The following is a 13506-nucleotide window of genomic DNA, read 5'->3' as shown; positions in this document are numbered from 1 at the left end:
GCCCGTAGCCGACGTCCGCCTGCGGGGCGGTCGTCGGGTCGCCTGGCTTCGACTCCGGCACGGTCCCGATGGCGCTCCATTGCGGTTGATTGGTGAGACTGTAGTTCCCGACCGGATGAGTGATCCAGGCCCCGGTCACGTTCCCGCCTTTTTCGGTGACCGCGTACAGATTCGTTTGGTGAGTGGTTCCGTCGTAGACCGCAGCCAGTTTCGTACCTTCAGCCTGGGTCATCTGCGGTATTCCGTTATCAATCCATCCCCAGTGCAAACCATCATCGTCGCTCTCAAAAACGCCCTGCCCCGCTAGCGCGGCATAGAAGCGATTCGCGTTGTTTGGATCTTGGACTATGTCGGTGGCAGTGCCCGCCAACGTTCCCGCTGGTTGCCCGAAGAGGTAGCTAACTTTGGTCACTGCGTTAAAGTTTTTGCCGCCGTCATTGCTCCGCAGAATGCCGCCTCCGTCCAAAGACGCGGCGAAAACCACTTGCTGTCCGCCTTCATAATTCGCGGTCGGCAAGACCGTCACGATGCGCTGTCCAGCCAAACCGGTCCCCAGTTGCGTCCATGTCGTTCCGCTGTCGGTACTCTTGAGAAGACCGACATCGGGACCGCCTTGGCGATAGGCGCTGCTCACAGAGCCGGTTCCTACCCAAAGTGTTTTGAGTCGTGGATCGTAGGCCATCGAAGCGACGCCGAGGGAAGGCTCGTTATCGCTCAACGGCCTCCAGTTGATCGCGTTCAACGTACTGGCGGTAACATTGTCTGCCTCCCACACGCCTCCGTTGACGGTGCCGGCGTAGATTGTGTAGACCGTCTCGGTGACAGAATAGCCCAGGACATTGTAAGTCACCGAGCCCGTGGGCACGGGAAGAATGCTTTCTACGGCGCCGACGCTCGTATCGGGAGTCGCGTAAGTCACTCCTGTGATGGGCGCCGGCCCCTGGGCCTGCCAAACGGGCACGCCCGGAAGAAAGTTGGCGGTCAACAGCGTTCGCTGTTCCAATCGCTCGACGGACAACCGCGTCTGACGATCGCCGCCCCGCGCCTTGCGACGGCGGCCATTCGCCCGAATGTTACCGCGATGAGACGCCAACCGATTCGATCCAGCCATGAGATTCTCCACAAGTTTTAGAGACCGCGCTGCTCGCTCTTGCGATTTTCCCGGCAACGAAGACCGAGTGAGCTGGCGTCGGCGCTGACGTTCTCCGGTTTTGCAATACGCGCGTGCGGCGGCGTTCCATAGGGTTTGTTTGAGCAACTCCGACCGAGATCGCGGCAAGAGCCGAGCAGATTTGCGATACGCCGCGCACCGCGATCGCGAGGAGAATTCGCGCAAGAAACCCAATCACGAAAGAATCACCGACCACAGACCAAACGGTTCTGGGCGGCAGTGACCGGGGCAACGGCAGAGGCCCGTCCAGGGGTCTAAGAGCCGAGCAGTGTGCTGAGTCTATCCCCCCGCGCGGTAAATTGCAAGGAGTAATCTGCGGGGTGCGGGCAAGCGGGCAACGCGATGCGCCTGCCGCCATCAATTCAACGTCGCAGTTGATTTTTGGAGTGACGGCGAACCACCTTGCGCGCGTCGGTCGGATCGACCGAAGTTTTTGCCAACGTCGGTCGGGCGGACCGCCGCAGGCAAGGCCTGCGGACGTGAGGCAGTTCCGCGGATCGAGGTGGGGCCAGAGTAAAGCGGTTTCCCGTCCGCTCGGCTCCTCCATTCTGTTCTTAATTGCCCCATTTCTTGGCGATTGCTTCCAGCAAATCATCTCCCAAGAGGAGGCCGCCCACATTGCCCATCGAGCAGTAGGTCGGTCCCGCGACCGGATCCGAACCGAGCCATTCCCAATTGTCCGAACCGAACGCCGCGGCAACGGCATCCGCATCGAGTCTCTTGCGCGTGGCTGCCGCGCCTTGAACTGTGCCGGATCCCGTCTGACTCGTGACGGATGATGTTGCGACGATCGGATCGGCCAGGGGAATCGAAAAAGAACTCTCACCGACCGGCGCGCCTAAACTGCCACTGACCACGGTAGAGATGGCGGCCGATTTGGCATTTACATCAACGGGGACCATCGCGTGGACGAAAATCATGGGACTCACGCCCGCCGCTGTCGAAATGACCTCTTGGATTGCTGCCGATGTCGGGACTAACGTGGAAACGACAACCGGCGGAGGCGCAATTCCGGACGAAGCATCATTGGCCCCTGTCGAGACCGGACTCGCTGCAAGTTGCTGCGCCAAGCGGCGGGCTCGAATCGCTGCTAGGCGTTCGGCAAGGGTCGCCTCAGTGCCGGCATTACCCGCAACGTTGTTGCTCAGGGCCGAAATAGAGCTATTACTCGAAGATGCTACGGCCGCGGAAATCAGCGGATTGCCTGAAGAATCCGACGCGGCGATGGTCAACATCGCGGGGGCGTCCGCGGTGCCGCCGATCACCAAGGCGCCCTGAACGATGTGGTTTGCCGTCAAGCTGCTGCCGGCATCGACCGTCAGGTTTCCCGGGCCCTCGATGCCCGCCCTCAAGGTGAGCGTTCCCGCGCCGGTCACGGTCAGCGAGTTGTTGTCATTCCAAGTGCTGCCCGACGATAGGGCGACCGTCACGTTCTGCGTTGCATCGAGCGAGACGGTCAAGGGATCAGTCGCGGCCGGCAAGGGAGTAAGCAAATTGATCGTTTGCGGCGCGGCCGGAAGCTCGAACTGGACTATATGTGGGAGGCCCGGCTTGCCATTGGCATCCAAAATCGCTTGGCGCAACGATCCGGGCCCGCTATCGGCGGTGGTGGTCACCGTCAGCGTCCCAATCGCCAGCGAAACCGTCGTTGGCGCGGAGGCGAAGATTCCGTTGTCGGCCTGGTAGACGAAACCATCCACGCCGACGTATCCGTTGTCGGGAGTATACGTAAACGAGCCGTCGCCGTTAAACGATAGGGCGCCGTGCAACGGATTGGCCAACAGCTCCGCGGTCAGCGGTGATTGTTGCGGATCCGTATCGTTGGCCAACACGCCGGCGGCGGCAACCGTCAGCGTCGTGTTCGGGGTTACCGTGTAACTATCGGCCACAGCCAGCGGCGCACCGACGTAAAGGAACCGGTCGGCCGATGAGGTGGGCGACGTGCCGCCCGGCGCAACCACCGTCACGTCGACCAAACCGGCGGTGCCGGCGGGGCTGACCACCTGAATCTGATTGGCCGAATCGTAGAGGATCGTGCCCGCGTGCTGGCCGAAGTCCACCGCCGTGGCGCCCCCTAGATTTGCGCCATTGATCGTCACGATGTTGCTGCCTAAGGTGTTCCCCAAGCCGGGGCTGACGCCCGAGACGCTCGGCGCGTCCACGTAGGTGAATTGGTCGGCCGCGGACGTGGCCGACGTGCCACCAATCGTCGTCACCGTCACGTCGAAGGTACCCGCAAAACCGAAGAACCACGGACTGGAGACCAAAATCTGGCCGCTCGTATCGCTGACAATCGTGCCGACACGGTCATCGCCGAAACCGTCACTGAAGTCCACCCGCGAAGCGCCGGCCAAATCCGTGCCAGTTATGGTGACTTGTGTGCCGCCTGAGGTCGGACCGGCCACCGGACTGATTGCCGAGACGTGAGGCGCAGCCACGTAGGTGAACTGGTCGACCGACGAAGTAGCCGACGTGCCGCCCACCGTAACCACCGTCACATCCACGGTGCTGCCGGCGCCCGCCGGGCTGAAGGCCCTGATCTGGCCGTCGCCGTCGCGTATGAAACTGGTCGCTGGGGTGCCGCCAAAATCGACCGCCGTCGCGCCCGACAGATTTGCGCCGGAAATGGTGACCAACGTCCCACCCGCCGCGGGACCGGAAGATTGAGAAATCCCGGTGACGGCGGGGGGCAGCACGTACGTGAACGCGAACTGGCCGGAAGGCGACGTGCCATGCTGAGTCATCACGGTCACGCCGACCGTGCCAGCAGCATCCGCGGTCGCCTCGGGACTGAGGACGACGATTTGGCCATTCGTGTCGCTGAAAATCGTGCCGGGGTTGGCGCCGAAATCCACTGCCGTGGCGTTTGCCAGGCTGGCGCCGGTCAGCGTCACCAACGTGCCTCCCTTCACAGGGCCCGAGTTCGTGTCCTGGGTACTAATACTGGGTGGCCCTTCGTAGGTGAACTGATCGGCCGATGAAATGGCCGACGTGCCGTTGAGAGCCGTCACGGTCACGTCGACGGTGCCGGCAGCACCAGCGGGGCTGGTGACTATGATCTGAGCGTCTGTATTCGTGCCGGGGATAATCGTGCCCGCGACGCCCCCGAAATCCACGGCGGTTGCGCCGGCCAAGGCAGTGCCGCTGATCGTCACCGTCGTGCCGCCCGCAATCGCGCCATTCGACGTACTCAATCCAGAGAGCACGGGCGGCGTCAGGTAGGTGTATTGGTCGGCCGACGGCGTCGGCGACGTGCCCCCATCAGTTACCACGGTCACGTCCACCGTGCCCAAAGATGCTCCCGCCGGGGCATCGACTAGAATACTGGTGTCAGTATCAGAATAGTCCAAGAAATTCGTAAGTGGGCGGCCGCCGAAATACACCGTGGCGCCGAGCAAATTCGTGCCAGTAATCACAACGCTATTGCCGCCAGCCAAGGGACCCGACGCGGGACTGATGCCGGAAACGGTCGGGGCCGGCACGTAGGTGAACAAATCTAGAGCCGGCGCGACCGTGGAGGTCCCTTCCGGCGAAGTCACCGTCACGCTCACCGTGCCGGCAGCGCCCGGCGGGCTGACGGCGACGATCGTCGCGTAATAGCTGTCATACGTAAAACTGGCGGCCGGGGTATTGCCGAAATTCACCGCGGTCACATCGCTCAAATGGTAGCCCTGAATGAGCACCGGCGTGCCACCCGCCAGCGGTCCGTCTGCGCCAAAGAAGCCATGGCCAGCGTCGATGAAATGCGATGTCGCATTCGTGACGAAGGGCCCAGCGGTAAACGTGAATTGGTCGGCCGGGGTAATCGCTGACGTGCCGCTCGGCGTAACGACCCTCACGTCGACCGTGCCAGGGCCTTCGGACGGGGTCGTGACATAGATAGACCCCTCTGCTGCTCCTCGGTCGTCGATAATTGTGCCTGCCACGGCGCCGAAATCCACTTCCGTGGCGCCGGTCAGATTCCCGCCAAAAATGTAGAGCCCGAAACCGCGGGTGTTGCTCGGGCCCAGATTGTGAATCAGGCTGCCGCCGTCAATGAGGGCTGATATCGTCGGCGCGGCGCCGTAGTGGAACTGATCGTACGGCGAGAGGGCCGACGTGCCCCCCGCCGTCACGACCGTCACGTCCACCGCGCCAGTGGTTCCCGCCGGGCTGGTGGCGGTAATCGTTCCATTCGCATTGACCGTGAAGCTAGTCGCCGGGGTGCCGCCGAAACTCACCGCCGTCGCGCCCGACAAATTCGAACCGCTGATGGTCACGATGGTGCCACCCGACGTAGCTCCCGACGCTGGGTTTATTAAGGAGACGACGGGGCCGGGCACTTGGTAAGTGAACTGGTCGGCCGGCGAAGTGGCCGACGTCCCGTTGAGCGTCACCACCGTCACGTCGACCGCGCCGGCGCCGGCGGCGCCAGCCGGGCTTGTGGCTACGATTTGCGTGCCTGTATCCGTGCCGGGGACAATCGTGCCTGCGGTCGAGCCGAAGTCGACCGCCGTGGCGCCGGTCAGGTTCGTCCCCGTGATGGTGACGGTGGTCCCGCCCGCCACCAAGCCCGACGATGGGCTCAGGCTGGAGACGGTCGGGACGGCGCTCGACGTATACGTAAAATGATCTGCCGCCGAAATAGCCGACCGTTCGCCCGGCGTGACCACAGTCACGTCCACGGTGCCGGCGGTTTCCGCCGGGCTGGTGGCCGTGATCTGTGTCGGCGAGTTGATGGTAAAGCTCGTGGCCTTGGGACCGCCGAGGACGCTGCCGAAATCCACCTCCGTCGCGCCCAGCAGGTTCAGTCCGGTGATCGTCACCGTTGTCCCGCCCGCCACGTCGCCTGACGGCGGACTTACGCCGTAAACATAAGGCGGCTCATGCGTGTATTGGAACAGGTCGCCGTACAACAGGTCCGACGTGCCCCCCGCGGTGGTCACGGTCACGTCGACAATGCTGCCCAAGGGCTGCGCCGGGCTGATGGCAACGATCTGCGTGGCCGTGTCGCTGACAATCGTGCCCGCAATCGCCCCGAAATTCACTTTCGTGGCATTGGCTAGATTCGCACCGTTGATCGTGACTGTGGTGCCCCCTTCGTACGGCCCAAAATTCGGGGTCAAAGCAAAAGGGAACCCGCTGTAGTCGATCAAGACAGGCGCGGCGATGTAGGTGAACTGGTCGGCCGCCGACGTCGCGGTCGTGCCGCCCGCCGATTTTAGCGTCACATGCACAGTGCCGGCGGCACCCATTGGACTGGTGACCCGGATCGCGTTGAATTGCCTTTGGAAATTAGGAAAAGTGACGGCGGTTTGGCCAAAATCGACCTCGGTGACGGATTCCAGACTCGCGCCACTGATCATCACCACAGTGCCGCCCGTCGTCGGCCCCGAGGACGGTCTCATGTGGCCGAAAACGGGTGCCGCGAAGTAAGCGTAAACGTCGGCCGACGACGTGGCCGACGGGCCGCCTCCCGTCGTCACCGTCACATCCACCGTGCCTTGGGCGCCCGCGGGGGCGATGGCAATCATTTCCCAGAGGTCGGCAGGGGGATCGGTTTGGAAGACCGCGAGGATTGTGCCTGGATTCTGCCCGAAGTCCACCGCCGTCGCGCCGTTTAAGTCCGTGCCAAAGATGAACACCGTGTTTCCGCCCCCTAGCGGACCGGCACCGGGAGCGATGGAGGTGACGACCGGCGGGACGACGTAGGTGAACTTATCGGCCGCCGATGTCGCTGACTTGCCGGCGACATTCCCGACTCTCACGTCCACCGTGCCGGCCGCGGTCGCTGCCGGCGCGACGACTTGAATCTCGGTGGGCGTGTCACTGATGATGTGCCCGGGTTTATGGCCGAAATCGACAAACCGGCCGGGGAGGTCCAGGAAGGTGCCAAGGATCGTCACAACGGTTCCTCCATTGAGCGATCCGGTTGAGGGACTAACGCTGGTGACGACCGGGAACGCATTGAGGTAGACGGGCGTGGCGCCAGGAGGGTTGACCTTCTGGTCGGCAGCGTTGCCGTCGATCAGCACACTGGACGTATCCAGATATTCATAGTTGATGGTGGCCGGAGACGGTAACAGCCCGCTCATCGAGCCCCAGGGATCATCAAAGATGGTCAAGCCCGAGAGAAGTCGTTTGAAAGGATAATAGGTGGAAACCGTGGCCGTGCGGGCCGTTCCATCGGCCAGGTCGTTGACTGAAATGAACATGTTGCCGGAGTCCGGGGTGCCGCTCTCCGAGCTAGAAATGTACAAATTGCCGAAGATGCTCTGGGCGCCGGTGGTGCCGTCGCCAAGATAGACGTATGTGAGGGCACCACCGACTAGATACGTCGGAACGTTATTTTCAAGCACATTGATTGAGTTTGCGGCGATCGCGTCGGTGACGATCGACAGGCTGGCCGTGTACAAGCCGAAGTAGTTGATAGTTCCCGGGGCCAGACCGCTGATAGAACTGGCGTTGGCCTCACCGGGGTCGCTCGATGCGTATGGGTCCGCTAGGGTGACACTGCGCGCTGAGGTGTCGCCTGTGTCGTCGACGTTGATGGTGGCGTATCGCACCAAACTCATGCCGGGGCTCGCAATGTTCAAATCGCTGAGGAGGCCTTGCGCTCCGTTCGCGGCATATCCGATATTGACGGTAGACCCATTGACGGTGTTCAGGTTGGTGGTTACGCCGGTTTGCAAGACGTCAACGACATTGTTGTTGGCCAGACCGGTATTGATCGTCAGGCTGACCGTGTTCCAGTACTGGAAGTAGATATTGGCCGGGGCCATACCCGCCACCTCGCCGACACCCGTGGCTCCCGGAGTGGTCGAGTCTTCCACGTGGATTGTGCGCGCGTGTAGATCGTTCGTGTCGTCGATGATGATCGTTGCGGCAGGGTTGGGGCCAAGCAAGTTCGTCGGGCCACTGATGGTTAGCTGGCCCACAATGTTCCGGACGCCGCTATTGTCGCCGATCTGGACGGTCGATGCCACTCCGCTCTGACCGTTGATGTTTGTGGGGACCCCCGTTTCCAAGACGTTCGCGATGCCGCCGCTGGCCGAGCCGGTGATAATCGTGAGACTGGCGGTGAATTCGTATTGGTAGCTGATCTGCGCGGGGGCGAGACTTCGAACGTCGCCCCAGCCGGGAGTCGCCGCATCGTTCTCGACATAGAACGTGTGGGACGAGGGATCACTGGAATCGTTAAGCGTGATCGTTATGGGCGACGGTCCTCCCAAGGGAGGAAATCCCGAGCTTGATACACTGACCGCGCCCTGGATACTTTGAACGCTCGTGCTGTCTCCAATGTTGATCGAGGTCGTATGCTGCGGGTCGCAAATGATATTGGTTTGCGTGCCGGTTTCCTGCACATTTACGACATTGCCGTTGAGCTGGCTGGTGCCACTCTCCAGCAATGACGTGGTGGCGTAGGAAAAATCGACGTCGACCGGAAGCACGCCGCGAACGTAGCCCCATCCGGGTTTTCCCTGTATGTTACCGACAGTGATCGCGCTGGGATTTGCGTCGCTCGAGTCGTTGACATACAATTGAGAGGCTCCGTTGACCGTAATGCTATTCAAGGGGTCATCGCTGAGGCCGAATGTGGCGGTCTCCCCGTCGACGATTACCGAAACGCCGCCGGGGCCCGAACTGAATGAGACGGCATGAAGGCTGGACGTGACCGTTAAGTCGTATTTGCTCTGAAACCCATACGTGTTCGGGTTAAGTGAGTAAGTAGGTGTGAGGACAAAATTTGCCACAGGCGAAGGGACGTCCGGCACAATCGCGGCCTGGTCCGCGTCCGACCAGTAGGCCTGGACCAGCGCACCATTTAGCCGGTAAGAATACTCGTTGGCGTTTTGCTCGCCGTCAGCGACTTGTTGTGAGTGGAATATGTCAGAATTGACGTACGGTGAATTAAACATCTGATGGTCGTCGACGACCCGTTCGGCCAATTCGTGAGAGAAATACTGGCCGAACTTGTTCATATCCACTTGCCCGCCGCTTTCGTACGCCCCGACTTCGATCATGTTGATCGGCACGCTCGAGCCCAGAACACCGGGGTTGACCGTGTAGCTGCCCGGAGCGTTGAATCCTCCGGAAGACCCACTAGTACCGGTATCGGTCGGATCCAAGACGACCGCGTAAATGGGTGCATGCTCCTGGTCGACTGAGGGCGGGGTCGTGTTATAATGTGTGATGGAGTTCTGTAGGTAATCCTGCAGATTACCTGCGTTGGCAACGGTTGGGTTGGGCAGCGTCTGCGAAGGATCAGACCAAACCGCGCCCATCTGGGCCGTCCCACTGGCGCCATATTGCTCCAATCCGGTCAAATAGGGCCCTTGCACGATCGACTGCACGGCGTTTCTCATTGCGGCTTCATCTGCCAGGTACGTAGACGCCTCTCCTTCATTTGCCTGGTATGTAGTCCAATTCCCAGCGAAAATGAGGTTCACTTGGGGGTTCTGCAAGGCACCGTGGGGAAAAGGGTTAGCATTGTAATGAGTCTCAGCCCCAGAATTGAGCGGAAAGACGATCGTGAGCATCGTGCGATCTTCTAATCGCTCGACGGATAACCGCGTCTGACGGTCGCTTCGCCGCGCCTTGCGACGGCGGCCATTCACCCGAATGTTACCGCGATGAGACGCCAACCGATTCGATCCAGCCATGAGATTCTCCACAAGTTTTAGAGACCGCGCTGCTCGCTCTTTTCATTTTCCCGGCAACCAAGACCGAGTGAGCTGGCGTCGGCGATGACGTTCTCCGGTTTTGCAATACGCGGCTGCGGCAACGTTATCCAGGATTAGTTCGAGCAACTCCGACCGAGATCGCGCCAAGCGCCATACGGATTCAAAATCCGCCGCGCACAGCAATCGCGCGGAGACTTCGCCCGAGAGAAACCCGATCGCGACAGAATCACCGACCACAGACCAAACGGTTCTGGGCGGCAGTGACCGGGGCGACGGCAGAGGCCCGTCCAAGGGTCCAAAAGCCGAGCAGTGTGCTGAGTCTATCCCCCCGCGCGGCGAATTGCAAGGAATAATCTGCGGGGTGCAGGCAACCGCGATGCCCCTACCGCCATCAATTCAACGTCACGGTGTCTTCAAAGTCCCGATAGATCGACTGATTTTTGGCCTGATGGCGAACCACCTTGTGCGCGTCGGTCGGATCGACCGGAGTGATTCCTCTTCAGGCTCTTGCGCGCGGACGTTCCGACACTCCGAGGCCGATTCGGGCGATGGGACCGAAGCAGGTTTGGGCCACTGCTGGGTATGGCGCGGGACGGTCCGTCGGACGGTCGGTCATTTGCGCGCCGGCGTTCTACCGCCCGCGATTCTTGTTGGACATTCGCAAACGGTTTGGTAAGATAAGTCACTTAGTGCGTATACGTATTATCTCCCCTCGACGTGCCAACCCAGGTCCTAAATGGACAGTGCCCGTGAACTGCCAAGAGTCCTGCGCGCCACGTATTTTGCGATGCACCGCGTCTCTGATGCTCAGTTTGCCCGTAATGGAGTGACCGCAGATCAGTTTGTTTTGCTTGCCAGTCTCGCGGAAGATGATGGGATTACGCAGCAGGAATTAGCCCGTCGGGCTTCCTCTGATCCGAGTACGATTCGGGCGATGCTGGTGCTCTTAGAAGGCCGAGAGCTGGTGACGCGCGAGCGGGATCCCGAGGACAATCGTGCCCGGCTCGTCAGACTGTCGTCCAAAGGCCGGCGAACGTTTGAGCGATTGCTAAAAACAAGCGAGCCGATTCGCGAGCAGATGCTGAAGGGATTCTCCGCTGAAGCGGCTCGATCGTTGATCGTCGGCCTGCGGCGCGTGGCCGATAACATTGCCGGCGAGAGCACGCTGCTGCCGGAAGCCGCTCACGTCGTTCGCAGCCGTCGGAACGAAAAGACGAAATTGAGTCTCTGACCTCGCTAAGGAGAGAGTATCATGCGACACGCATTCTCATCGAGAGCGTTCCTCTTGTTCGCCTTGAGCTGCGCCGCCTTACGCGCCCAGGATAACGCGGGCAAGCAAGACCAGTCTCAAGACCTCACCACGGCCCCGCAGGGCTTCGACGTCAAGCGCGACGGCCTCGACCGCGGCAAGCTTGAAACCGTCGAATATGATTCGACCACCGTCGGCGCCAAGCGCAAGGCGCAGGTCTACACGCCCCCGGGGTATTCCAAGGACAAACAATACCCGGTGCTTTATCTCCTCCACGGCATCGGCGGCGACGAGAATGAATGGACGCGGGGCGGCGTCGCCAACCTGGTCCTCGACAACCTCTATGCCGACAAGAAGATCGTGCCGATGATCGTCGTCCTGCCGAACGGCCGAGCGGCGAAAGACCTCGGTCCCCGGGACCCGTTCCCCCGGCAGTCCCCCGCCTTCGCCGCCTTCGAGGACGATTTGCTGAAAGACCTGATCCCGTTCATCGAGAAGAACTTCTCCGTCAATACCGACCGCGAGTCGCGGGCCTTGGCCGGACTGTCGATGGGGGGCGGGCAGTCGCTCAATTTCGGCCTGAGCCATATCGACAGATTTGCCTGGGTCGGCGGTTTCTCGTCGGCGCCCAACACCCGCAGAGCTGACGAGCTGCTGAAGGATCCGACCGACGCCGCCAAACGTCTCAAGCTGCTGTACGTCGCTTGCGGCGATGCGGACGGACTACTGCGAATCAGCCAAAACGTTCACAACATGCTCGACGAAAAGAAGGTGCCGCACGTCTACGTCGTCGTTCCCGGCGGTCGCCACGATTTCAAAGAGTGGAAGAACGATCTCTATCACTTCGCGCAGATGCTATTCCGCGAAGGAGAGCCACAGAAAAAGCTGCCGGACAACGCAAGTGACCAGCCCAAGACGAGCGAGCAATCCGACACCAGCAGTCAATCCAAGATGAACGGCGACTCGCATCCCGCCTCGACCAACATCGGCAACGCTGCGTACCCCCGGATTCACTCCGACTTGCGAATCACGCTGCAATTAAAAGCCCCGGACGCCAAGAAAGTCGCCGTCGTCGGCAATTTTGGTCTGGGCAAAGGCGGACCGTGGGAGATGGCACGCGGTGACGGCGGCGTCTGGACGGTCACGACCCCGCCGGTCATTCCCGGCTTTCATTACTACAAGCTCTCGGTGGACGGCGTCGAATTGAACGACCCGGCCAGCGACTCCTTCTTCGGCACCGGTCGTCCGACGAGCGGCATTGATATTCCGGAAGGCGGCGTCGATTTTTACGACGCCAAGGACGTGCCGCACGGCGAAGTCCGCTCGCGGTGGTACAAGTCGAGTGTGACCGGCCAAGTGCGGCACATCATGGTTTACACTCCACCCGACTACGACTCCGCTGCCAACAAGCGCTATCCTGTCCTCTACCTGCAACATGGCGCGGGCGAGGATGAAACCGGCTGGACTCGCCAGGGGCACGTGAACTTCATCCTCGACAATTTGATCGCCGCCGGCAAAGCCAAGCCGATGATCGTCGTCATGGAGAAAGGCTACGCCACGCGGGCAGGTGCTTCGGCCGAGCCGGCCCCGGCACCGGGGCCGGGCCGCGGTCGCTTCGACTTCAGCGCCTTCGAAGAGGTCGTGCTCAAGGACTTGATTCCTTTGATCGACTCGACCTACCGCACCAGCCCGCACCGTGATCAACGGGCCATCGCCGGTCTGTCCATGGGCGCCGGCCAAGCCCTGCGAATCGGACTCTCTCATCTCGATACGTTCTCCGCCATCGGCGCCTTCAGTGGCGTCGGCCGCGTCGATCCGAAGACGTCTTACGACGGCCTGTTCGCCGATCCAACGGGGTTCGACAAGAAGGTCAGCCTCCTCTACCTCCATGCCGGCACGGTCGGCCTCGACGAGGGCATTCATCGCAATGCCGATGACCTCTACAACACTCTGGAGCAAGCCGGCGTCAAGCACATCGTCTTCCGCGACGCCAAAGGTTTTTCGCACGAATGGCAAACCTGGCGCCACGCCCTGAACGATTTCGCCCCGCGGCTATTCCAGCAAGCGGCCGAAAAATAAGAATCCGCTCCGTGAAGCGCCTCGCCAGACCCTGCAATATGATCTGGGTTCGTGCCTCGCTTAAAAGCTGAGCCTTTAATGGGAACGATATCGTCGTTGCCTGGTCATGTGGTTGCGGCCAGTGATTACGCAGTTATCGTCGTCGCCTCGGCCGCATAGAGCTGCGGCAGGAACGATTCGAAGTTGCCCACGTCTTCGATATTGTGGATGATCCACGTTTGGCCGCGGGCCTCGTCGAACATGAATGCTCGGATCATCCAGTTGATGAGCTTGCCGAGTGAGCCGCGAGCGCCGACCGTCAGGCTGTTCTTGTAAAACGTGCCGGCTGCGTTCGCGGCGTCGGT

General features: G+C 61.1%; 5 protein-coding genes. 2 read left to right on the top strand and 3 right to left on the bottom strand.

What is annotated here, in order from left to right:
- A partial coding sequence (locus tag VGY55_02410) for a hypothetical protein (protein ID HEV2968812.1) occupies positions 1 to 1111 on the bottom strand: 1111 nt, incomplete at its 3' end.
- Positions 1112 to 1725: 614 nt separating this feature from the next.
- A complete protein-coding gene (locus VGY55_02405; protein HEV2968811.1) occupies positions 1726 to 9516 on the bottom strand; it encodes an IPT/TIG domain-containing protein in 7791 nt (2596 codons plus the stop codon).
- Between the two features lie 1054 nt (positions 9517 to 10570).
- On the opposite strand from VGY55_02405, the gene VGY55_02400 reads away from it, so the two are divergent.
- On the top strand, positions 10571 to 11065 hold the full coding sequence (locus VGY55_02400; GenBank protein HEV2968810.1) for a MarR family transcriptional regulator: 495 nt from the start codon (positions 10571 to 10573) through the stop codon (positions 11063 to 11065).
- Between the two features lie 21 nt (positions 11066 to 11086).
- A complete protein-coding gene (locus tag VGY55_02395) occupies positions 11087 to 13162 on the top strand; it encodes an alpha/beta hydrolase-fold protein (GenBank protein ID HEV2968809.1) in 2076 nt (691 codons plus the stop codon).
- A gap of 125 nt (positions 13163 to 13287) precedes the next feature.
- Here VGY55_02395 and VGY55_02390 read toward each other — a convergent pair whose 3' ends face one another.
- Entirely contained in the window at positions 13288 to 13419 is a 132-nt protein-coding gene (locus VGY55_02390; GenBank protein HEV2968808.1) for a hypothetical protein, read from the bottom strand.
- Between the last annotated feature and the right edge of the window lie 87 nt (positions 13420 to 13506).

The organism is Pirellulales bacterium (genome assembly GCA_035939775.1).
Taxonomy (GTDB): domain Bacteria; phylum Planctomycetota; class Planctomycetia; order Pirellulales; family DATAWG01; genus DASZFO01.
This window is presented reverse-complemented; position numbering and strand designations above follow the sequence as displayed.